The sequence below is a fragment of the Denitrobaculum tricleocarpae genome (assembly GCF_007004665.1).
GTDB lineage: Bacteria > Pseudomonadota > Alphaproteobacteria > Kiloniellales > Kiloniellaceae > Denitrobaculum > Denitrobaculum tricleocarpae.
On the sequence record NZ_ML660056.1, the window covers coordinates 292355 to 313529 of the forward strand.

Annotated in this window: 21 protein-coding genes; 9 read left to right on the plus strand and 12 right to left on the minus strand. The window is 58.2% G+C overall.

The features are described 5' to 3' along the window. The first annotated feature begins 142 nt into the window (after positions 1-142). From groES to FKG95_RS16205, 3 genes are all read left to right on the plus strand, one after another. On the plus strand, positions 143-430 hold the full coding sequence (gene groES, locus FKG95_RS16195) for a co-chaperone GroES (protein ID WP_142897426.1): 288 nt from the start codon (positions 143-145) through the stop codon (positions 428-430). A gap of 14 nt (positions 431-444) precedes the next feature. Then, positions 445-2100: a chaperonin GroEL gene (groL, locus tag FKG95_RS16200; protein ID WP_142897427.1), complete on the plus strand. Its 1656-nt coding sequence runs from the start codon at positions 445-447 to the stop codon at positions 2098-2100. 191 nt (positions 2101-2291) lie between these two features. Further along, positions 2292-3095, plus strand: coding sequence for an inositol monophosphatase family protein (locus FKG95_RS16205; RefSeq protein WP_246116804.1), 804 nt, complete (start codon positions 2292-2294; stop codon positions 3093-3095). A gap of 23 nt (positions 3096-3118) precedes the next feature. Here the strand turns inward: FKG95_RS16205 and FKG95_RS16210 are convergent, their stop codons facing one another. Continuing rightward, positions 3119-5404, minus strand: coding sequence for a hypothetical protein (locus tag FKG95_RS16210; protein WP_142897428.1), 2286 nt, complete (start codon positions 5402-5404; stop codon positions 3119-3121). Between the two features lie 568 nt (positions 5405-5972). Between FKG95_RS16210 and FKG95_RS16215 the strand changes: the two genes are divergently transcribed. Further along, a complete protein-coding gene (locus FKG95_RS16215) occupies positions 5973-7037 on the plus strand; it encodes an ATP-binding protein (protein WP_142897429.1) in 1065 nt (354 codons plus the stop codon). Positions 7038-7040: 3 nt separating this feature from the next. After that, on the plus strand, positions 7041-8360 hold the full coding sequence (locus tag FKG95_RS16220) for a DUF2201 family putative metallopeptidase (protein ID WP_142897430.1): 1320 nt from the start codon (positions 7041-7043) through the stop codon (positions 8358-8360). A 76-nt stretch (positions 8361-8436) separates the two neighbouring features. Here FKG95_RS16220 and FKG95_RS16225 read toward each other — a convergent pair whose 3' ends face one another. The 4 genes from FKG95_RS16225 to FKG95_RS16240 all read right to left on the minus strand — a co-directional run bounded on the left by FKG95_RS16225 (position 8437) and on the right by FKG95_RS16240 (position 11273). Beyond that, on the minus strand, positions 8437-9129 hold the full coding sequence (locus FKG95_RS16225) for an aspartate/glutamate racemase family protein (RefSeq protein WP_142897431.1): 693 nt from the start codon (positions 9127-9129) through the stop codon (positions 8437-8439). Positions 9130-9173: 44 nt separating this feature from the next. After that, positions 9174-10004, minus strand: coding sequence for a nucleoside triphosphate pyrophosphohydrolase (mazG, locus tag FKG95_RS16230; RefSeq protein ID WP_142897432.1), 831 nt, complete (start codon positions 10002-10004; stop codon positions 9174-9176). 287 nt (positions 10005-10291) lie between these two features. Next, on the minus strand, positions 10292-10699 hold the full coding sequence (locus FKG95_RS16235; protein ID WP_142897433.1) for a helix-turn-helix domain-containing protein: 408 nt from the start codon (positions 10697-10699) through the stop codon (positions 10292-10294). 262 nt (positions 10700-10961) lie between these two features. Further along, positions 10962-11273, minus strand: a complete 312-nt coding sequence (locus FKG95_RS16240) for a helix-turn-helix domain-containing protein (RefSeq protein ID WP_142897434.1) — start codon at positions 11271-11273, stop codon at positions 10962-10964. A 240-nt stretch (positions 11274-11513) separates the two neighbouring features. On the opposite strand from FKG95_RS16240, the gene FKG95_RS16245 reads away from it, so the two are divergent. Both FKG95_RS16245 and FKG95_RS16250 read left to right on the plus strand, forming a co-directional pair. After that, positions 11514-11801: a hypothetical protein gene (locus FKG95_RS16245; RefSeq protein WP_142897435.1), complete on the plus strand. Its 288-nt coding sequence runs from the start codon at positions 11514-11516 to the stop codon at positions 11799-11801. Between the two features lie 99 nt (positions 11802-11900). Continuing rightward, positions 11901-12104 (plus strand): hypothetical protein, encoded by a 204-nt coding sequence (locus tag FKG95_RS16250; RefSeq protein ID WP_142897436.1) that lies wholly within the window; start codon positions 11901-11903, stop codon positions 12102-12104. A gap of 140 nt (positions 12105-12244) precedes the next feature. Here FKG95_RS16250 and FKG95_RS16255 read toward each other — a convergent pair whose 3' ends face one another. Next, entirely contained in the window at positions 12245-12769 is a 525-nt protein-coding gene (locus FKG95_RS16255) for a GNAT family N-acetyltransferase (protein WP_218940222.1), read from the minus strand. 510 nt (positions 12770-13279) lie between these two features. Here FKG95_RS16255 and FKG95_RS16260 point away from each other — a divergent pair. Then, positions 13280-13633, plus strand: a complete 354-nt coding sequence (locus FKG95_RS16260) for a DUF3088 domain-containing protein (RefSeq protein WP_246116805.1) — start codon at positions 13280-13282, stop codon at positions 13631-13633. Between the two features lie 244 nt (positions 13634-13877). On the opposite strand, the gene FKG95_RS16265 is transcribed toward FKG95_RS16260, so the two are convergent. After that, complete coding sequence (locus FKG95_RS16265; protein ID WP_179954123.1) at positions 13878-14513, minus strand: PAS domain-containing protein; 636 nt, start codon at positions 14511-14513, stop codon at positions 13878-13880. 742 nt (positions 14514-15255) lie between these two features. Between FKG95_RS16265 and FKG95_RS16270 the strand changes: the two genes are divergently transcribed. Beyond that, entirely contained in the window at positions 15256-17175 is a 1920-nt protein-coding gene (locus FKG95_RS16270; protein WP_142897439.1) for an ABC transporter substrate-binding protein, read from the plus strand. Positions 17176-17283: 108 nt separating this feature from the next. On the opposite strand, the gene FKG95_RS16275 is transcribed toward FKG95_RS16270, so the two are convergent. The 5 genes from FKG95_RS16275 to metG form a co-directional block, all read right to left on the minus strand. Continuing rightward, positions 17284-17523, minus strand: a complete 240-nt coding sequence (locus FKG95_RS16275; protein WP_142897440.1) for a TM2 domain-containing protein — start codon at positions 17521-17523, stop codon at positions 17284-17286. Between the two features lie 19 nt (positions 17524-17542). Beyond that, complete coding sequence (locus tag FKG95_RS16280) at positions 17543-17824, minus strand: TM2 domain-containing protein (protein ID WP_142897441.1); 282 nt, start codon at positions 17822-17824, stop codon at positions 17543-17545. A gap of 162 nt (positions 17825-17986) precedes the next feature. Next, positions 17987-18763, minus strand: a complete 777-nt coding sequence (locus FKG95_RS16285; RefSeq protein WP_142897442.1) for an MBL fold metallo-hydrolase — start codon at positions 18761-18763, stop codon at positions 17987-17989. After that, positions 18760-19569 carry a TatD family hydrolase gene (locus FKG95_RS16290; protein WP_142897443.1) on the minus strand — a complete coding sequence of 270 codons (810 nt, stop codon included), beginning with the start codon at positions 19567-19569 and terminating at the stop codon, positions 18760-18762. The genes FKG95_RS16285 and FKG95_RS16290 overlap by 4 nt, the downstream gene beginning before the upstream one ends. A 19-nt stretch (positions 19570-19588) precedes the next feature. Continuing rightward, the gene (metG, locus tag FKG95_RS16295) at positions 19589-21148 is read right to left on the minus strand and encodes a methionine--tRNA ligase (RefSeq protein WP_142897444.1); all 1560 of its coding nucleotides are present in this window, start codon (positions 21146-21148) and stop codon (positions 19589-19591) included. Between the last annotated feature and the right edge of the window lie 27 nt (positions 21149-21175).

The following is a 21175-nucleotide window of genomic DNA, read 5'->3' on the forward strand; positions in this document are numbered from 1 at the left end:
CCCACAGCGGTTGACAGCTGCAGCGCTCAGGGCTATATGCCCCGTGTTAGCACTCTCCTCAGGTGAGTGCTAACACGCTGGTCGCCACGAGGCGGCGGCTGAAACTCAACATAATTCATCGATGAAGATGGAGAGACGTTACATGAAATTCAAACCTCTGCACGACCGCGTCGTGGTCGAGCCGCTTGAGCAGGAAGAAAAGTCCAGCGGCGGCATCATCATTCCCGACACGGCAAAAGAGAAGCCGATGCAGGGTAAAGTTATCGCAGTCGGCTCCGGTAGCCGCGGTGATGACGGCAAGGTCGTAGCTCTTGATGTCAAGAAGAACGACAAGGTGCTCTACGGCAAATGGTCCGGCACCGAAGTAAAGATCGACGGCAAAACGCTTCTGATTATGCGTGAGTCCGACATCATGGGTATTCTTCAGTAAGGAGCTGAAAGCACATGGCTGCTAAAGACGTAAAATTTGCAAGCGAAGCGCGCAACAGAATGCTGCGTGGTGTCGACACCCTCGCTGACGCTGTAAAAGTAACGCTCGGCCCCAAAGGCCGTAACGTTATCCTCGACAAGTCCTTCGGCGCACCCCGCATCACCAAAGATGGTGTGACGGTTGCCAAGGAAATCGAACTGACCGACAAGTTCGAGAACATGGGCGCCCAGATGGTCCGTGAAGTTGCCAGCAAGACCAATGACCTTGCAGGCGACGGCACCACCACAGCGACAGTTCTGACTCAGGCGATTGTCCGCGAAGGCTGCAAGGCCGTTGCTGCCGGCATGAACCCGATGGACCTGAAGCGCGGCATCGACCTCGCTGTCGAGACCGTCATCGCGGACCTCAAGAAGAAGTCCAAGAAGATCTCCACGACCGCTGAAGTCGCGCAGGTCGGCACGATCTCCGCAAACGGCGAAGCCGAAATCGGTTCCATGATCGCTGAAGCCATGGAGCGGGTCGGCAAGGAAGGCGTCATTACCGTCGAGGAAGCCAAGTCCCTGGCGACCGAACTCGATGTCGTCGAAGGTATGCAGTTCGACCGCGGCTACCTGTCGCCGTACTTCATCACCAACGCCGACAAGATGATCTGCGAGATGGAGAACCCATACATCCTTCTGCACGAGTCCAAGCTCACCGGCCTCCAGCCGATGTTGCCGCTGCTCGAAGCCGTCGTTCAGTCCAGCCGTCCGCTGCTGATCATCGCGGAAGACGTTGAAGGCGAAGCTCTGGCGACCCTCGTGGTCAACAAGCTGCGTGGCGGCCTCAAGGTTGCTGCCGTCAAGGCCCCAGGCTTTGGCGATCGCCGTAAGGCCATGCTCGAGGACATCGCGATCCTCACGGGCGGTCAGGTCATCTCCGAAGACCTGGGCATCAAGCTCGAGAGCGTGACCCTCGACATGCTGGGCACTGCCAAGCGCGTCAACATCACCAAGGAAGAGTCCACGGTGATCGACGGTGCCGGCAAGAAGAAGGCCATCGAAGCCCGTTGCAGCCAGATCCGTGCACAGGCTGAAGAGACGTCTTCCGACTACGACCGCGAGAAGCTCCAGGAGCGTCTTGCCAAGCTCGCCGGCGGCGTTGCCGTTCTGCGCATCGGCGGTGCGACCGAAGTCGAGGTGAAAGAGCGTAAGGATCGTGTCGAAGACGCGATGAACGCAACCCGCGCTGCGGTTGAAGAAGGCATCGTTTCCGGTGGTGGTACGGCTCTGCTGACCGCGACCAAGGCGATTGCCAAGCTGGCCCCTGAAAACGACGATCAGAAGGTCGGCGTCGACATCGTTCGCCGCGCCCTTCAGGCTCCGATCCGTCAGATCGCCGAGAACGCCGGCGTCGAAGGTTCGATCATCGTGGGCAAGGTCACCGAAGCCAAAGCCGGCATCGGTTACGACGCGCAGACCAACCAGTTCGTCGACATGTACAAGGCCGGTATCATCGATCCGACCAAGGTCGTCCGGACCGCACTGCAGGATGCCGCTTCGATCGCTGGCCTGATGGTCACGACCGAAGCCATGGTCTCCGAAGTCCCTGAGCCGAAGGGCGCAGGCGGCGGCGCACCTGCTATGCCTGACATGGGCGGCATGGGCGGCATGGGTGGCATGGGCTTCTAAGAAGCCTGAGCTTCCTTTGCCCGGCGCTTCGGCGTCAGGCAACGCACAGAGATCGGGGACTGTCTTCGGACAGTCCCCTTTTTTGTGCTTTTGGTGCGATTTCCCTGTAGTCTCGCGCATGCACTGCGGCCGGTGTGGGATGACACTGGAACGCAACATACCAAGTCACTGAAAAAAGGACCGTTTCCATAATGATCGATGTCGACTCCATCACGCATATCATCGAGGAAACGGCTCTGCAGGAAGTTTTACCCCGCTTTCAGAAGCTCAAGGCGGGCGAGGTTAACGAAAAGGCGCAGGGCGAAGTGGTCACCATCGCCGATACCGAGACCGAGCGGGTCCTGACCGAGCGCTTCATGGCGGCCCTGCCGGGGTCTCATGTGGTGGGCGAGGAGGCGGTCTCGACGGATCCGGCGGTGATGGAACGGCTGGAAGGCGGAGACCCCGCCTGGATCATCGATCCGATCGACGGCACCAGCAACTACGCCTCCGGCAAGCCGGTTTTCGCGATCATGGTTGCGCTCGCGGTCGCCGGCGAGACCCGCAATGCCTGGATTTACGATCCGATCGGCGGGCGCTGCCTGACCGCCGAGCGCGGGGCAGGGGCCTGGATCGGAGCGGAACGCCTTTCGGTCAAGAAAAGCGCTCCGGCCGCCGAGATGTCAGGGACGCTCCATGCCAGCACCTATGCCCTGCCGGATACCGCCGCCAAGATCAAAGCCCGCCGGGACCGGGTTCAGGCCCTCCCGAGCCTGCGCTGCGCCGGCCACGAATATCTGCGGCTGGCCACCGGGCAGATGCACTTTTCGCTCTTTACCCGCCTGATGCCCTGGGATCACGCCGCCGGCTGTTTGATCCAGGAGGAGGCGGGCGGTGTTGCGCTCTGCTTTGACGGCACGCCCTACACCGCGCTTCGCCACCAGGAGAAAGGCCTGCTGATCGCACCTTCGAGAGAGGCTTGGCTGGATTTGCAGGCGACCTTGCTGGCGGTGTAGTTACGCCCTGACGCATATCGGCTTTACCGCAGGGCGTCTTTGCTCATTAGACTGACGTGTTGAGAGGCGTCCGGCTGAAACTTTCCCCCCCGATACCGGCCTTTCAGGCTTGTTTGCGTGCATGGCCCGAGCGAGAGCGGACTCGCCTCCGCTCTTAAATGAAATGCTTTGGCTGGGGGGCTGATAAGGTCATCGAGATCGAAACTGACGTAACTGCCTTCCCACGCAGACCCGAGGTCCAGGAAACGTTCTTGGAGCGAGCAGCATTGCAGCCAGTCTGGGACGCGTACCGTTTGGTCTTCCTCGTAGCGGCCACGTTTGCGATTCTGGATTTGTAAGTTGAGGTGGTCCTTTGGATTGAGCGATGCGTCCTGAATATCAAACGTCATCCTTTCCATCGTACTTTGCAGGAAGACGGCGGAGAAATCCTGGTCGGCATAGATACAGACGATTCTTGAGGCGCGATGCTGGAACTCTCCGCGCAAGTCCGAGGCCATGACCGATATGACATGTGCGGGAAAGAAGACTGCGGAACCGTTCTTTCGGCGTAAATACGGCGTTTTGCCCTGGAAGCCTGACAGAGGCCGCAGCAATTGACCCGTTAAGTTCAGAGGGCCGGCCGCAAAGTATTTGGTTTCGTTGTTTGTACTGGAGCCTGACGGTCGCTCCCAGGTCAGACCTGATAGCCACGCATCACCTTGAGTGGACGAAGAGTCGATGAATTCCCAGGGGCTCGGCGCTTTGGCGTCAACATCCGGTAAGAGTATTTCGTTCGGTTGCGCGGTCTCCAGGGAGATGGACCCGCTGAAGTTAATCACGAGGAGATTTTTGCGCCACCGTCCGTTTGACCATCCACCCAGGCATCTGACACCGCCCGTTGCGCCCTTGAATTGGTTTGTTTCAGGCCAGCAGGATAAACCGTCCGAAATCGCGAGGAGCAGGCGCCGCCAGAGTCCATAAGATGAAGGCCGGTTAAAGAAGAAAGGCACGAACATCGACGCGCTGGCTGTTTCCGCGCCACGTGCAACAGGAAGTGAGTAACAAACCTCCGCGTCCCGGTAAGTCAGTAACCACCAGGTCGGGCTTTCCAGAAAACGGGGCAAATGGGAGCGGGGAACGTCAGAAGCATCGCTCAGCGTCAGAGTTTGGCCTGTTTTACGATTGGCGAGCGTTGTGGAAGCCGGGTCGAAATACCAATCGCCGTAGCTCTGTCGTGCCGCGGACTCAATCTCAAGGGAGGCCAGGGTTTCAGGCTTGGCGGCATACACGGCTTCCTGCGGATAGCTCTGCAGGGTTTGCGCGCCAAGCAGCGATAGATTGGAGAAGATAGCCTCACGATCATGCCCTTCCGGGAAACTTCCAACCGAATACTCAAGGCGTAAATCAGGCAGAGTCCGGCCCGTCGCCGTGTCAGGTGTCAGGGTTGCGATCGCGCTAAAGCAGGCCAGTCGGATTCGGTTTTCAACCCATTCGGGCGGGGTTATCGTCTTTTGCTGATGAAAGTTCCGGGGATTATCCGCCTGTTTGATCTCGCCCGCCGCCGAACGATCCGACAAAAAGGCAAGTCCAAGACCGGCCTGACCCGCATACTTCGGACAAGAAATCTTGAGATTGAGTGCCTCGTTGCCGGGTAAGCGCTCGATTTGGATCGGATGCAAAAGACAGCTTTCATCGAGATACAGAAACGTCTGTGTCCGCTCACCTGGCCGCTGAGTTGAGTCGAGCACGGATGGTGCATAGGCCGCGTCTTGACTTTCATCGGCGGGTGCCGGGACAAGCATCCGCGTTTCAGACTCGTCCATAAAAACCGGAAATCGGCTGATCAGGCTATGGGCCCGAAAATAAGCCTCTTCACTGACGTGACCCTGGAGTGCGGCTTCTTCCCAGAGCTTCACAACGCCAAGGCATTCCGGATCTTCATGCACCGGCCTAACTTGCCAGGGGCTTGGCGGTGCAAGTTCCAGCGGGGGAAGGTAAGCGGCGAGAATTTGCGGTTCGATCAAGTCGAGACCGAAGAGCTGCAGGCACTTTTGGGTGCGAAGGATCTGGCTGTTCCACTGCCAGGGGTACCAACCACCACGGGCCGCAATTTCAAAGGCGGCAGGGCGTATCAAGGTTTGGCTAAAGGAGAAATACTCCAAAGCGTCAATGGCAAAGCAATCAATGCGCAGCCACAAACCATAGGAAATCGATGCAAGCTGCGAGCGGTCATAGTCCAGAACCCAAATTGCGCCGCCGGCGCCCGGGGGATATACACGCTCCACCAGGATCGGGTGGGCGCAGTCCGGGTCCCTGTAGATAAAGCGCATCCACTGCCGCGTGGCTGAGCCTGGCGTGTCACCCCCGGTGCTCAGATGCCCGTCAAACTCCAGGGCCTGGCCTGTAACCGGGTTTCTGATGACACGGGCGTCGCCATCGAGTTGGAGATAAGCCACAAAAATGTTCGAGATTTTACCGGCTTTCCAGTTGCTGAAGAATTCACCTCAGTTGCAAATATGATGCCTGGAAATTAACGGATGGTTGCAGTCCGTGGTACAAGGCCGAGGCGCTGCTGGGTTTTGGCGCTCGGGTCTTCGTAAAGCGTTCTGATAACGCATCACGGCCGTCAGTCTAACTGACTGTTAAACAAAGATTAAATATCCTAATCATTAAAGATTAATTAAAGATTTCATCTAAAGATCTATCTCGGGTAGCAGGAACGGGAAGCGAATTGCCTACTTTTATGCGTATGGCAGTTGAAGACTTCCGGACTGCTCATCCCTTGCGCAAAGCGCGCCCCCGTCCCAGCAAGGCCGGGTCTTCTCCATCGAGGCGGTTGGAGAGGATCGAAGGCCGGGGCGGAGGAATTCGTAATAAGAATGAGGGGAATACAGTGAGATGGAAGCTGCAAAATCGCTCACGCCGGGAGAACTCTCCCAGTTTCTGCGCAGGGTCGCGCCTGTGCGTCCGGTCTTCATCTGGGGACCGCCCGGAATCGGGAAATCGGCACTTGTAGAGGATTTTGCCCGCTCGGCCGGGATGGAGTGCCTCTTGCTGCGCGGAACTCAACTGGCGCAAGAAGACATTGTCGGTGTGCCAAGGGTCGAAGCCGGGGTTCTGCGCTTTTCACCTCCCGCAGCGATCGCCCGCAAGGAGCCCTACTGTCTCTATCTGGACGAGCTGAACGCGGCGTCGCAAGAGGTTCAGAGGGCGTTTCAGCGGCTGATCAACAGCCGCCGGATCGGCGAGTTCACTCTTCCGGAAGGTTCGGTCGTCATCGGGGCAGGGTATCGTGGCAAGAAGGCGGGCGAGGCCGCGCCTTTGGCCTCTGACCTCATCAACCGCATGGCCCACGTGCAATTGCAGGCCAACGCCAAGAGTTGGCTCGACTGGGCCGAGGGCGCCGGCATCCATCCTCTGGTAAAAGACTACATCCGCTTACGCTCCGATCATCTCTGGTCGAATCCGTCACTGGATGAAGAGCCTTTTTCCAGTCCCCGCGCCTGGCACATCCTCTCCGATGCGCTCAAGTCTTACGGCAACGAGGGCCTGAATGAAGCGGTCGTAGAAACCCTGGCATCGGGCCTTATCAAGCCACCTCATGCGCGTCAGTTCTCAGCCTTCAACAGGCAACAGCTGCGATCATGGGATTTGACTTCAATGTTCCGGGGCGAGACGGGTTGGCCCGACGCGCCGGAAGAGCGCGATATCCTCTTTTTCCTGGTCGAATCCTTCCGCGCGCGCTTGATCCGCGAATTGCCGCGTGACGGCATCGCTCTGGGACAGGAGACCAGGGCCTTCACGGAGTCCGCCAAGCGTCTCTTCCTGCAGCTCTCGGCCATCTCCCTGGAGTTGGCGCAGCTGGTGGTGGCGAGAGGAGAGGACGGGAGAGTTTTGCCGGATTGGTTTTTGCTCGAGTTGGCGCGGGATCTTCCTCGCCTTGTGACCGCGAAGGCGTCCTGACGCATGGAGCTCTCTGGAACTCTTGGCAAAAACCAGAATGCAATCCGTGACGGCTACGCCCTTGCCGCCCGGCACCCCTTGATCTCGCCGCTTCCGGAAGTCGCGATTTCCTCCCGAGGCCTCGCGTTTCACCTTCACGCAAAGAGCTGGTTCTCGATCTGCGCAGAGGTGTCTTCGCCAGAACACCGAGCGGCGCACCGCCGCGGCGAACGGGAACCCACGGTCACCGTCTGGCCCAATTTGCGTCGCCGGGCAAGTGCCGGGGAGTGGGCATACGTCTTCGCCCGCTTGCGTCTGCATATTGCTCTGAACCATCTGGATCCAAGTCAGACCGATCTCAGCTGGCACATGGCGGCCTGGTGCCGGGCTGAACAATTGCTTACGCATGCGGGGGTCGGGCAAAGACCGAAGGAAATAACCCGGGTTCCCGTCGACCTTCCCTGCGGCAGCGAGTCGGAGCTGGCTGCGCATCTGAACGAACAGCCTCTTCGGCCCGAGATCGCAGGCCTCAGTCTGGGCGTCGCCGGACAGAGGTTCTGGCATTTTGCGTCAAAATTCGAGATCTCCGGTGGGCTTCGCGCGCAACGCGCGTCCGCGCTGGCTCAAGGCATTCGTACCGCCGTTGCCCAGGCCGTCCGTGCTTCGGCCGGACTTTCCAACGCCTCCGAGTCCAGCTGTCCGTCGGTCACGGCGGTGACCCGTGCAAGGGACTGGATCGTCGCCGAATACCCTTTACTTGCGGCGCTGGCAGCCTCTTTCACCCTGATCGAAGACGAACTGATCTGCACGGAAATGTCGATCCCGGTCGCTGCCGTCTGCGACGAGGCACGAGAGGTTTACGTCAACCCCCGCGCCGGTTTGAGCGAAGCGGAAGCGCGTTTCGTTCTGGCCCACGAGTTCCTGCACGTTGGGCTGCGCCACAGTATCCGGCAGCAGGATCGCGATCCCTGGCTGTGGAACGTTGCCTGCGACTTCATCATCAACGCCTGGCTGCTCGAGATGAAGCTGGGAGAGCCGCCCGCCGGGATCGGTTTTCTCCATGATTCTGAGCTAAAAGACTGTTCCGCCGAAGAAATCTATGAACGGATTACTTCAAACCTGGGATTGCTGCAGAAGCTTGCAGACGCGCGCGCGATCGGCACGATGAACGGTGACGGCTGCGACATTCTCAAAGCCCCGCGGACTGGTGAGGGATCGTCCGGGGGCGGACTCGATCTTGATGGGTTCTATCGCCGGTCTCTGCAGGAGGGGATGAGCCGCCATCAGGATCTGGGGCAAGATCCCTTGCCGTTCACTTTTGTGAAGGACGCGCAGTCGTTATGAGAGCCGTTCCATCTTCGTGTGACGCCTGGATCCCGCGTGATAGGTCCAGATGATGAGCCCGGATGATCAGGTAGAATCACGTGAGTGCAAACTCGATCGCCGCGCGGGCGTGGAGTTCGGTGGTGTCGAAGGCCGGGATATCGAAATCCTCGGGCGAGACCAGCAGGCCAACTTCGGTGCAGCCGAAGATCACGCTGTCGGCGCCTGCTTGGCGCGCACGCTCGACGACCTCCAGGTAATCGGCCTTGGAGGCAGGTGAGACAATACCCCGGCAAAGCTCGTCGTAGATCACGTCGTGAACGAGCGTGCGGTCTTCGTCGCCGGGCACCTGTGCGGTAATGCCGTGTTTATCGGCCAGCCGTCCCTTGTAGAAGTCCTGCTCCATGGTATAGCGCGTGGCCAGCAGGAGAGGGTGCTCCACTTTCGCTGCTTTCAGAGCAGTGGCCGTGGTATCCGCAATGTGAATCAAGGGGATATCGACAGCGGCCTGTACCTCTTCCGCCATTTTGTGCATGGTGTTGGTGCAGATCAGCACGCAGTCAGCGCCGCCCTTCTCGATGCTCCGCGCGGCATCGGTCATGCGTGTGGTGGCCCGGCCCCAGTCGCCGGCGGCCTGCAGGGCTTCGATCTCACCGAAATCGAAGGACCACATGAGGATCTGGGCGGAATGCAACCCGCCAAGCGCCTCACGGGCCAGACGGTTGAGAAGCTGATAATAGATGACCGTGCTTTCCCAGCTCATGCCGCCGATCAGTCCGATGGTTTTCATAGGTGGATCCGGTTCAGGGAGAGTGAGGAGGTATCGACGAAGGCTCAGCTTCGCTCGGTTTGCTTGGCCTGCTGCCAGTGGCGTTCCATGACCTCGAGCGGCGCGTCAGCCGGCGCGACGCCCTCTTCGGCCAGTCGTTGCTCGACCCAGCGAAACCGGCGTTCGAACTTGGCATTGGTGCCGCGCAGAGCCGCTTCCGGGTCTATCTTCAGATGCCGGGCCAGATTGGCCAGGGCAAAGAGCGTGTCGCCGAACTCATCGGCCAGACGGGCCTGCCGGGTGGTTTTAGCATCAGGATCCGAGCTCTCCACGACACTTTCCATAACTTCGCGCAGTTCGCCGATTTCCTCCGTGATCTTATCGAGGACCTGCAGGGCTTCCGGCCAGTCGAACCCAACCCGGGCAGCGCGTTTTTGCAGTTTCATCGCCCGGGTCAGCCCGGGCAGCCCAACGGTCACACCCTCAAGCGCGCTGACCGGAGCGCCGTTGGCTTTCGCGCGGCGCTCTTCAGCTTTCTGCGTCTCCCAGGACGCCGTCTGCGTCGCGGCATCGCGTTCCTGCTCGTCGCCGAAAACATGGGGATGGCGGCGAATCATCTTGTAGCTGATGGCCGCGATCACATCGTCGAAATCGAACGACTTCTGCTCTTCGGCCATGCGGGCATGGAACACCACCTGCAGCAGCAGGTCTCCCAGCTCGTCTTTCAAAGCCTCCAGGTCGCCTTGCTCGATAGCTTCAGCAACTTCGTAAGCTTCTTCAATAGTGTAAGGGGCAATGGACGCAAAAGTCTGCTCGATGTCCCAGGGGCAACCGTCATCGCGGTCCCGCAGGCGGGCCATGATTTCGAGCAAGCCCTCTATCTTGTGGGAGTTCATGATCTCTCTGCTCAATTGGTTGCCGAGCATATCCCAATTCAGGACGAGAGCAAGAGCCTCGAGCTAAGGATAAATTTTATGGGAGCGCTGTCGAAAGAGCGCTGGCCCGCGGGATGTAAAGGCCTGTTTCAGAGGGCAGGGGCACGCAAACCACGAAGGACACTGTCTCGGTTTGCGATGCCTTACGTCTTCACCCCCGCATCCGGATCGGGTTGGGCCTTCCCGGATAAGTCAGAAATGCCGAGACACAATCCTCCCGGCACACTGATCGGACCAAACGGTCCGTTTTACACCGTCTCGGTCGTCCCCAGAGCGCGGATCAAACCTGAAATGCTGCGCCTGATGCTGTCCGACGGAATTGCATTGAACTGTCTTACCAAGCGAACCGATTCCATGGAATTGGTCTGTTCGTTTGCCGACTTTGCTTCCTGAGAAGCGTCTTGTTCGTAGCCGGCAAAGAAATAGGTAATGCTCGTATCAAGGACATCGGCAAGCTGGTAAAGCCGTCCGGCGCTGATGCGATTCGTGCCGTGCTCATATTTCTGCAACTGCTGGAATGAAATTCCAATCAGGCGCGCGACCTGTTGTTGTGTCAGTCCAACTTCGATGCGACGTGCGTGTATTCTGCGTGCGACGTGCGCATTTATCGATTTCTGTACGTCTGGCGACATATCTTCCACCTGTTTTTGTGCCAATAAAACGATCTTTTCTTTTTTTGTTTTGCGTCTTTGATGCCGTGATTCACTCTTACTTTGTCAGATGGCACGAACCTATTGGTTGTTATTTTTATTCAAAAGTCTCACACTCACACCGGATCGCAAATTAGGTAGTATACTTACGCATTATGGGATTCTCCGCAATGCGTATAGCTTCTTCAAAGTCTGAGATTTCCATTCTTTTTCCGACTATTGAGCCAAAAACTTAATTAGCATCAATATGGTTAATCTCGTCATGAACTTACTTAATAGTGTCGCCTGTTGAGGTGACACTCTTCTCAGATCTTGCAACCTTGACGGTCTCTTCCGCCATTATCTCTTCGTTGTAGCCTTCGAAGAAAAACGTCACGGGCACACCAACAACTTGTGCTGCTTCATAGAGGCTCAGGGCACCGATCGATTCTTCTCCACACTCGATTTGCTCAAGTTTTTTCACGGGCAGGCTGAGTGCTCCTGCGAGCTCCTCAGCGCTCATGTTGTTCTCTTCTCGTTGCTGCCGCAGACGCTGTCCAACGAAGGTGTCCACCGCTCGACTCGATCTTCGACTTTTCATGCCTGCCGTCCTCCTGATGAGAGAGCTTTTTCGTTTATTGTTCGAAACACTCGCTGCGCCTCTAACAACACGCCGGGCTTCTCATGGCCGGTATTTGTTTCTCAATTCACCTTCTGCGATGGCATCGGCGACGCTGGATTCATTTTTCCTCAAATGCCCTGCGAGCATCAATTTGGGGATTCTACTTATACGCGCGCATATGTTTTCCGGGGTGAGGAGGGCGCTCGCGTGGCGAGCGCTATGACCGGTGAGTGGATCGATAGACTGTCAAGGCGCGGCCAGATCACGTTTCGCCAGCCGGAAACCGGGAAAAATTGCTCAACTGGCCGCGCTCTTGTTCTGTTTTTTGCGGACCGCATTGATCTGGATCATGGAAGACAATTTTCTCTACCGCTTAGATCCCGCCGATGCTTCACCTTTGTTCTGGAGGCGGCCCTGCAGGCAAAAGTCCTGCAACTGCAAATCATTCTTGACAGAAACAGGGGAAGCGGCGTTAGCTGGGGTGAGCTTTTTGGGGCAACGCCTTAGAAGGCATTCCTGTGTGCCAGCTGCTTTACGTGCTGGCTGAGGTGGGTTTTATATAACGCCAGACGTTTTGTTTTAGCGAATTGAGGATAGGGCGAGACCATGTGCCTTTGTCGGGTTGCGACGACCAAAGCTTACGATGAACTCCGCAGACTGGGCGAAAAAGAGGGTGATGCCTACGATGCCGCGGTCCGTATCTACCGCCATCATCACCCGGAGCACCCGCGCATTCAGGCCTATCAGATTGTTGCTGACTGGCTTGAGCATCACGAAGCGGCGCATCACGAGCAGAGCGCTTCTGCCTGAGCTCTGGCTGCGAACGCTTCCTCGCGCAGGAGCCGTGCCGGTCGCGGCTGCGAGGCTGTGGCGTGACAGGCAAAGATCCAGAGAGAGTCCGGCGTAGGGCGGCTCGGGCAAAGGCCCGGGCAGGATGGTGTTTTTGTGGCTTACAGAGCCTTCCAGAGCACGACTTTATCATCCCCAGGCGCCCAGAAATCACGAATGCGAGCTTCTTCGGCATAACCGTTTTTGCGGTAAAAGCTGCGTGTTGCCGCAAACGCGTCGCTTCCTGAAGTATCGACGATCAGAAGCCGCTGTTTCCGGTCACGCAGGGCGGCCTCAAGCTCCCTCAGGATAAGGCTGCCGAGACCATCTCCCTGTTTTTCGGAGAGGACGGCGATCGCCAGCATGTTCCAGGTTCCCTCGGTCAGCTTCTCCGGCACAGCCATGCAAAAGCCGGCCACCACACCCTCCGTCACGCAACTCAGCCAGATGTCGTGGCCCGCTTCTGGCGCATATTCCGGATCCTGTGACAGGGAATCGCCCAACATCTCCGGCAGCATCTCACTGGGAAAGAGCCCTGTCGTGTCAAGCACGCGCTGAAGATCCGAAAGGTCCTCCGGGCGTGTCGGCCTGACTTTCACTGTTTCGATCGCGGCTGTTCCGATTGGTGGTGTCTGGCTGGTGTTCAAAGCTGAAACTTTCCTTTGATCTTACAACGGTTAGCCCGCGCATAGCGGGGAGGGCGCTGCTACCGGTTTCGTCCGCATGACCGAAGCCGCCGATCTTCCCACCGCGGCCCGTCCTTGAGTATTCCGTCCTCGAGCATCCCGTCCTCAAACATCCGGCTGCTCAGATCTTCAGCTCCGCAAATCTCCGTCGGCCCGTCGAACATGATCACACCGGTTCCCGATCTCCTGTAACACAGAACCGGGGGCTTGGAAGCTCTGTCCTTGGATACGGTCCTTAATCCGGCAGTTATGCCGCCAGTTTGTGGCTGCAGGGCGGTCCGGGGCGCAGATACACAAAAAACGCATAATGTACATTATGGAAAATATTTGTGGACAGGCTGGACAGTGGTTTCTCCAGGCACGCGGGCGCTTTACGTCTCCTCGGGTTTCAAGCCTTCCCGAACTGTGATATCGAGCCCTCTTGCGCCGGTCATTGCAAAAGCATGTCACTGCAAAGGAAGGATGCCCTCTATGGACACGCTCTTTCTTGTGAAACCCGGATTTCAGGATCCGGCCTTCCCAGGCAAGGACTTCTATTGCTGGCACTGTGCACTGATTGAAGGCGTTCTCACGTCCTTCCCGGAACGCGCGGCGAACCTGACCGTTAAGCGCGTCGCCTGGCCGAGGCCGAGAAGCGAAGTGATCGATCTGGTCGGCGAAGAGCATCAGTCGCTGCCTCTGCTGGTCCTGTCTGAAGGCTCGCAATCGCCCGACGGAACCGGCCGGTCCCCGGCAGCTTCGCACGCTCGCTCTTTTATTGCGGACAAAGACGCGATTCTCCAGGCGCTGACCGACCGGCATGGTTTTCCACATCCACACCCCTGAGGCTGAAAATCCCTGCAGGTCATCCTTTGCGCATGGGTGCATTGCGTGCGCCCTTTGTCCTGCGCCATTCGCGGTCCGCGATCGCGCCTCACGCTGAGCCGATTTCAATGGTTGATGAGGGAAACAAAACCATCATAACCTCGAATCAAGCGCGGCCCGAACGATAGTAAAGTTATTTTTGTCAGTATTTTAATGGAAGTTTTGGCTGTTTTAATGGAGCATTTCGGCACCTCGCTCCACTCAATCAGGCCCGTTTTCGATGCGAAACCGGCTGAGGCCTAAAAACATTATTTGAGGCCTCTTGCACATCGCAATCAGAAGTCTCGTACCAATTCGCCGCCTCGCCGGCGATCTGGCAGAGCTTGAGAACGTCGATTTGACCCGGTCCTGCTTGCCAGGCCGACTGCTCGACCTGGATGGATTTATCGCGAATCTGCCCGACCAGCATCATCCTTGGAATCTCCGCGGTGCCGATGAGAGGCAGGAAAAGGCGCTTGATCAGTCTGGGTCCCGTCTCCCTCGTGTATCCGTACCTAAATTCGCTGTAGAGGGCCGCCTCACCATTTGCGGCAAAGCGATAGAGTTCGACGATATGAGCACCGTAAGGGCCTTTGGGGACTGCATCCTGCAGGAAGCGGCCTGTCGGGTCCGAACCGAACGCGACGTCCGTTCCGACCAGGCGGAATTTGATGCGGCGGCCCTCGTCATGGCATTCCACCAGAAGCACATAAGGCAAGAGCTGAGGGATTTCCACGGGATCAAGGTCACTGCGCAGCGGCGGACCGTCGGACTTGCGCAGTCTTGCCCAATAGCGATAGAGCGCGGAGAGGACCGGATCGTTGATTGCATCCGGTCGGGCCGAACAGATCGTATCGTGCATTGGGAGGTCCATACCGTAAGTCTAGGGCCGAAATCTAAATAAACTTTTTCGGGTATGGTCAAAACCGAACTAAACCTATGAAGAGTGAGCCCTCTTGGCCAGATACGGTCTAGGTTGGGAACTCATATTTTTTGACGGTCTTGACGACAAAATTATGTTTTCTGGCAAGGAGTTAGGAATGAAGCGATGCTGTGGCATCGTGCTTAGCCAGAATTGGACTGACGACACGACGCTGCCCAGAACTTGGTTCCCAGAACGTGGTTCCCAGAACTCATAATCTTGCCGCCCCTCTGGGGTCGTATTTTGCCGGGTTTTAGGTGCGTTGACGCCTCTTACCGGGCCTTCAGGCCCGCTTTCGAGCCCTCGCCTGCCTAAAACCCGGCAAAATACGATCAAGACCATCAAAGAATAGGAGTCCTCAACCTAGGAACCGGAGTTACACGCCGAACCGGTTTCAGGCGCCCTACACCGGCTCAGATTACGGCATTCGAGATTGATTCTTGGCGTTGCCACATAATTATCAACTGCATGCCATGGAATGTGCGGCGAAACCCGTGTAGCCTCTCTCAAACAATAAAACGAACAGGGTTGGCTTAGTATGTTGTGTGTTAGGGTCTCTGGACCTCACTCCGACGGAGTGGAGGGCGAGATGGAATGCTTGCCGTGCGCGAAGGAGGCTGGTTTCCGAAAAACCTGGCGGAGCGGCGACCGTTCGTTTGGCGCCCTGCTTGCCGGAGTGGCAATGGCAGCTTTCTCCGCGCTCGATCCCCTGCCCGCGCGCGCAGCCGAGCCCATTATCGAAATCCTGGAACTGCCGGAGGCCAAAACCCTTCGCAGCCTTCAGGAAACACCCTACCTCAGCGAATCAGTGAGCGCCGGAAAGCTGCCGCCTGTGGCAGAACGACTGCCCGCGACGCCGCAGGTCGTGCCCCGGGGCAGCGCCCAGACCGTCGGCAAGCAAGGCGGCAGTATCCGAACCCTCATCACCCGCGAAAAAGACATCCGTCTGCTGGTCGTCTACGGCTATGCGCGTCTGGTTGCTTACAACGAGGAACTCGAGATCGTCCCGGATATCCTTGAAAAGGTTGAGATCGAGGACGGACGGATCTTCACCTTTTATCTAAGGAAAGGGCATAAATGGTCCGATGGCGCGCCCTTCACCACAGAGGATTTCCGGTATTACTGGGAAGATGTCGCCAACAACGACAAGCTGACACCCTCCGGTCCGACCACCGCGCTCACGGTCGACGGTGAATTTCCGAAGGTGGAGGTTATCGATGCACAAGTCATCCGCTACAGCTGGTCCAACCCCAATCCCTTTTTCCTCACTCAGTTGGCAGGAGCGCGGCCGCTTTTCATTTTTCAGCCCTCCCATTACCTGAAGCAGTTTCACAAGAAATACAGCGACCCTGCCCAACTGGCAAAACACGTCGATAAGTCCAATGCCCGCGATTGGGCGCAGATGCACAACCGTAAAGCCCGGCAGTACCGCTTCACCAACCCGAAGCTGCCGACCCTGCAGCCATGGGTGAATACGGTCAAACCGCCTTCGACCCGCTTTATCGCGAAACGGAACCCCTATTACCACCGCGTTGACGAGTTCGGGCAGCAGCTTCCTTATCTGGATGAAGTGATCTTGAGCGTGGTCAGCGGGTCGCTGGTGCCGGCGAAGGTCGGCGCGGGTGAATCGGACCTCCAGTCCCGCGGACTGAATTTCAGCGACTATACCTTCCTGAAGGAGAACGACGAGCGCAGCGGCTACGACGTGCGGCTATGGAAGACCGTCCGCGGCTCTCAACTCGCGCTTTATCCGAACCTCAACAGCAAGGACCCGGAGTGGCGCAAACTCTTCAGGGACGTGCGGTTCCGCAGGGCCCTTTCCATGGCGACCAACCGGCATGAGATCAATCAGGTCATCTATTACGGGCTCACCATCGAGGGCAACAATACGGTCCTGCCGGCCAGCCCGCTCTATCATCAGGAGTACCGGGACGCCTGGGCCATGTACGACCCCGAGGCCGCCAGTGCATTGCTGGACGAGATGGGCCTGACCAAGCGCAACGAGGAAGGTATCCGGCTGCTGCCCGATGGCCGGGAGATGGAGATCATTGTCGAAACGGCCGGGGAAAACACTGAAGAAGCAGACGTCTTGGAGCTGATCCACGACTCCTGGCGCGAGGTTGGTATCAAAGTCTTTACCAAGCCTTCTCAGCGTGAAGTCCTGCGCAAACGGATCTTTGCCGGTGAAACGCTTATGACCATGTGGTTCGGTTATGAAAACGGTGTGCCGACCGCGGACATGAGCCCCGACGAGTTCGTCCCGCTGCATCAGCAGAGCTATCAATGGCCGAAATGGGGTCAGTACCATGAGACCAGCGGCAAGTCCGGCGAGCCGGTCGATATGCCTCTGGCGCAGGAGCTTCTGGAGCTCCATATCGACTGGACCATGGCCCGCTCAAAGGACGAGCGCGAAAAGATCTGGCACCGGATCCTGCAAATCCATGCGGATCAAGTCTACACCATTGGAATCGTTGCCCAGGTCCCGCAACCCATCGCGGTCTCAAGCGAGCTGAAGAACGTTCCGGTCGATGGGATCTACAACTGGGAACCGGGCGCACAATTCGGGATCTATCGGCCGGACCGTTTCTGGCTGGATCAGTGAGACCTCGAAACCTGCAATCTGGTTTGACGGATAGTGATCCAGGCAGCGCCTAAGCAGCTGATCTCATTCTAAATCAGATGCTTAGGCGGCTTGTGTCGGTGTTCCGCTTTAACGCGCCAGCGGACGGCCGTACTTGTCGCCCATGGAGCCGATAATCAGCCGAACGAAGTCAATGATAGTCCAGATGCCCAGCCCGCCAAGGGTGATCAGCATGAGAATGCCGGTGCCGATTTTGCCGAGGTAAAAGCGGTGGACGCCCAGGGCGCCGAGAAAGAAGCAAAGCAGCACTGCAGGCACAAAACCTTTATCGCTGACCTCGCCACCCAAAGACTGTGATTCGACAGACATATTAATTCTCCTTCAGAGGTTATTTGAGTTTTACAAGCCGGCCATCTCCGTCGCGGGCTTGTTCTGTAATGAGCCGGTAGAAGACGACAATCGTGTGCAGCGCATCAGCCAGAAGCACCATGTAGGCGAAGCCCGGGCGCCCTTCCATCAAGAGAACGATGAAAAGCACAAACAGTCCCAGATCAACGAAACCATGCAGGTAATTGCGCAGGTAAAAATGATGTAGGCCGATCACGCCAAAGACGCCGCAGAGAATCACCGCGGTGCCGTAGTTTGCCGTTGATTTGTCGGACGCATCCATAGGTCGCCGTCTTCACCAGAGATATGAAACCGGACGCATCCGACCCTAAAACTGTGAAAAATTCGTGAAGTAATACACCCAGAGTTTAAATGCGCGCTATCGACGTCATCCTGGGCCTATGAAACAAAATATTTATTTTCAACAAATTAGATAACTTTTTTCTTAAACTTCGAGAGTTAAGCCATCGTATCCCGGTTCTACCCCCGCGGGGCAACGCGACTTGAGCTCGTCGTAGTCGATCTGGTGGTTCAGGTGAGTCAGAACGGCCCGTTCCGGCTGAACCCGCTCAATCCATTCAAGGCTTTGCGCGAAGTGTGAATGTGTCGGATGAGGTTCATAGCGCAGGCAGTCGACGACCCAGACTTTGACACCCTTCAGGGCTTCGAAAGCCGCTTCATCGAGGCCGGATGCATCGGTGGAATAGGCAATGTCGCCAAACCGCAGGCCCAGGCTTGTGGTTCCGCCGTGCTGCTGGGTAAAGGGCAGGACCGGAACCGGCCCGATCTCGAAGGGCCCCTCGATCAGCCGGTCGTTGAGCATGGGCCGGTAGGGGTTCTTGGGATTGCTGCTCGAGGTAAAGATGTAATCGAAACGCCGGGTCAGGGACTCGCGCGTCATGGCGTCCATATAGGCGTCGATCGGTCCCTGCTTCACATAGGTGAGATAGCGCAGCTCATCGACGCCATGTGTATGGTCCGCATGGTCGTGCGTGTAGACCACCGCATCCAGCGAGGTGATCTCGTTGTCGATCAGCTGAAGCCGTAGATCGGGCGAGGTGTCGACCAACACCCGAGTCCCCTGCTCTTCCACCAGAATGGAAACCCGGCGGCGGCGGTTCTTTGGATTACTGGGATCGCAAACGCCCCAGGAGCCACCCGGTTCGCCGCCCGCCAGCGGCACGCCGCCGGACCCGCCGCAGCCGAGCAGCGTGACCTTCATGCCGCGCCGCCAAAGCCGGGCTGATCGATCGCGCTGCCCGCCCGGGAAAACAAGTTCTTGAAGTTCGCCGTCGTGCTCTCGATCAGAAGATCCGTCGATACCTCTTTGATTTCAGAGAGTTTTTCCGCAGTGTGAACGACAAAGGCCGGCTCGTTGGTCTTGCCGCGTTTTGGTACCGGCGCGAGGTAAGGCGAGTCGGTCTCGACCAATAGCCGATCAAGCGGCACTTTGCTGACGGTCTCGCGCAGGGCTTCGGCACTCTTGAAGGTCACGACCCCCGCCAGGGAGATGTAAAAGCCCATCTCCAGGGCCGCTTCCGCAAGCTCGGGGCCGGCGGTAAAGCAATGAATAACAGCGGGATAGGCGCCGTTGCGGTATTCGTCCCGCAGGATTTCGACCGTGTCGTCGTCCGCGTCCCGCGCATGGACGATCAGCGGCAGGCCGGTTTCCCGCGCGGCCGCGATATGAGCGCGGAAGCTGACCTTCTGCTGTTCCCGCGGTGAGTGCTCGTAGTAGTAATCCAGGCCGGTCTCGCCGATCCCCACCACCTTTGGATGCTGTGCCAGCTCGATCAGGCGGTCCGGGGTCTCTTGCCCCTCCTCGCCCGCTTCGTGGGGATGAACTCCGACAGAGCAGAAGACCGTCGGGAAGCGCTCGGCAATCTCGAGGACCACCGGAAACTCGCTCATTTTGGTGCAGATGGTGACCATGGCGCCGACCCCGGCGCGCCCGGCCCGCGCGACGACTTCGCCGATATCTCCGTCGCGCTGCAGGTAGTCGAGGTGGCAGTGAGAGTCGATCAGCATATCATTGAAATCCCTGGCTTTATGCCGTCCCGGCCTCTTCTTCGACAAAGCGGGGAAAGATACCTTCCGGCTTGGGCACCGGCGAACCCGCCGCAAGCGGCGTCGCCAGGTTTTCGAAGCCACGGGCGTCCGGCGCAATCGAAAGCTGGTCCAGCATCTTGGCCATGGCATCAGGCATCACCGGCTGGGTCAGGATCGCCAGGCGGCGCACGGTCTCGGCGAGCACGTAGAGCACCGTCTTCATCCGCTCCGGATCGGTCTTCCTGAGCGTCCAGGGCGCCTGGTCGTCGACATAGCGGTTTGCGGCCCCGATGACATCCCAGGTGGCTTCCAGAGCCTTGTTAAAGGCCTGTACGCCATATTCCTGGCGCAAGCGGTCGGGCAGAGCCTCGGATTGAGAGAGCAGAGCCTCGTCCTCGGGCGTGAAGGCTCCGGGCGCCGGAACCGCGTTGTCGCAGTTCTTGGCGATCATGGAAAGCACCCGTTGTGACAGGTTGCCCAGATCATTGGTCAGGTCGCCGTTCATGCGTCCGACAATCGCCCGTCTGGAGAAATCGCCGTCGTTTCCGAAGGGCACTTCCCGCAGCAGGAAGTAGCGAACCGGGTCGAGGCCATAAGTCTCCACCAGCTGCAGCGGGTCGATCACGTTGCCCAGCGACTTCGAGATCTTCTGGCCTTCGTTGGTCCACCAGCCATGGGCAAAGACCCGTTTGGGCGTCGGCAGGTCCGCGGCCATCAGGAAGGCCGGCCAGTAGACCGCATGAAAGCGCAGGATGTCCTTGCCCACCATGTGCAGATCGGCGGGCCAGTAGGTCTTGTAGCTCTCGCTCTCCAGGTCCGGGTAGCCTGCGGCTGTCATGTAGTTGGTCAGGGCATCGAGCCAGACGTACATGATGTGCTCGGCGTCGTCGGGCACCGGCACGCCCCAGGAGAAGGTCGTCCGGCTGATCGAGAGATCCTTCAGGCCGCCTTTGACGAAGCTGATCACCTCATTGCGCCGGGTTTCCGGGGCGATAAAGTCAGGGTTGGCCTCGTAAAACGCCAGAAGCCGGTCCTGCCAGGCCGAAAGCCGGAAGAAATAGGAGGGCTCCTCCACCCACTCAACCTCGGCGCCGCTGGCGGTCGCGATGCGTTTGCCGTCGGGCTGCTTGGTGAGCTCGCTCTCGGTATAGAAAGCCTCGTCGCGGACCGCATACCAGCCGGAGTAGCCGCCCAGATAGATCTCGCCGTTCTCGAGCAGCTTCTTCCACAGCGCCTGACAGGCCTTTTTGTGGCGCTCTTCGGTCGTGCGGATGAAGTCGTCGTTGCTGAAGTTCAGCGTCCCGGAGAGATTACGGAAGTTCTGCGAGACCCGGTCGGTGAAGGCCTGCGGATCCACGCCTGCGGCCTGGGCGGACTTCTCCACCTTCTGGCCGTGTTCGTCGGTTCCGGTCAGAAATTTCACATCCCGGCCGTCCAGGCGCATGAAGCGGGCCAGAACATCGCATGCCAGGGTCGTATAGGCATGGCCGATGTGCGGCACGTCGTTCACGTAGTAGATCGGCGTCGTAATGTAATAAGGCGTTTTCTGCCCGGGCATTTCACTCTCCTGCGGACTGACCGGACG

Excerpts from the sequence above, each read along its gene's own strand:
- groES (WP_142897426.1), top strand. The coding sequence starts at position 143 with ATGAAATTCAAACCTCTGCACGACCGCGTCGTGGTCGAGCCGCTTGAG.
- groL (WP_142897427.1), top strand. The coding sequence starts at position 445 with ATGGCTGCTAAAGACGTAAAATTTGCAAGCGAAGCGCGCAACAGAATG.
- FKG95_RS16205 (WP_246116804.1), top strand. The coding sequence starts at position 2,292 with ATGATCGATGTCGACTCCATCACGCATATCATCGAGGAAACGGCTCTG.
- FKG95_RS16210 (WP_142897428.1), bottom strand. The coding sequence starts at position 5,404 with ATGCGCTTTATCTACAGGGACCCGGACTGCGCCCACCCGATCCTGGTG.
- FKG95_RS16215 (WP_142897429.1), top strand. The coding sequence starts at position 5,973 with ATGGAAGCTGCAAAATCGCTCACGCCGGGAGAACTCTCCCAGTTTCTG.
- FKG95_RS16220 (WP_142897430.1), top strand. The coding sequence starts at position 7,041 with ATGGAGCTCTCTGGAACTCTTGGCAAAAACCAGAATGCAATCCGTGAC.
- FKG95_RS16225 (WP_142897431.1), bottom strand. The coding sequence starts at position 9,129 with ATGAAAACCATCGGACTGATCGGCGGCATGAGCTGGGAAAGCACGGTC.
- mazG (WP_142897432.1), bottom strand. The coding sequence starts at position 10,004 with ATGAACTCCCACAAGATAGAGGGCTTGCTCGAAATCATGGCCCGCCTG.
- FKG95_RS16240 (WP_142897434.1), bottom strand. The coding sequence starts at position 11,273 with ATGAAAAGTCGAAGATCGAGTCGAGCGGTGGACACCTTCGTTGGACAG.
- FKG95_RS16245 (WP_142897435.1), top strand. The coding sequence starts at position 11,514 with ATGACCGGTGAGTGGATCGATAGACTGTCAAGGCGCGGCCAGATCACG.
- FKG95_RS16250 (WP_142897436.1), top strand. The coding sequence starts at position 11,901 with ATGTGCCTTTGTCGGGTTGCGACGACCAAAGCTTACGATGAACTCCGC.
- FKG95_RS16260 (WP_246116805.1), top strand. The coding sequence starts at position 13,280 with ATGGACACGCTCTTTCTTGTGAAACCCGGATTTCAGGATCCGGCCTTC.
- FKG95_RS16265 (WP_179954123.1), bottom strand. The coding sequence starts at position 14,513 with ATGCACGATACGATCTGTTCGGCCCGACCGGATGCAATCAACGATCCG.
- FKG95_RS16270 (WP_142897439.1), top strand. The coding sequence starts at position 15,256 with ATGGCAGCTTTCTCCGCGCTCGATCCCCTGCCCGCGCGCGCAGCCGAG.
- FKG95_RS16275 (WP_142897440.1), bottom strand. The coding sequence starts at position 17,523 with ATGTCTGTCGAATCACAGTCTTTGGGTGGCGAGGTCAGCGATAAAGGT.
- FKG95_RS16280 (WP_142897441.1), bottom strand. The coding sequence starts at position 17,824 with ATGGATGCGTCCGACAAATCAACGGCAAACTACGGCACCGCGGTGATT.
- FKG95_RS16285 (WP_142897442.1), bottom strand. The coding sequence starts at position 18,763 with ATGAAGGTCACGCTGCTCGGCTGCGGCGGGTCCGGCGGCGTGCCGCTG.
- FKG95_RS16290 (WP_142897443.1), bottom strand. The coding sequence starts at position 19,569 with ATGCTGATCGACTCTCACTGCCACCTCGACTACCTGCAGCGCGACGGA.
- metG (WP_142897444.1), bottom strand. The coding sequence starts at position 21,148 with ATGCCCGGGCAGAAAACGCCTTATTACATTACGACGCCGATCTACTAC.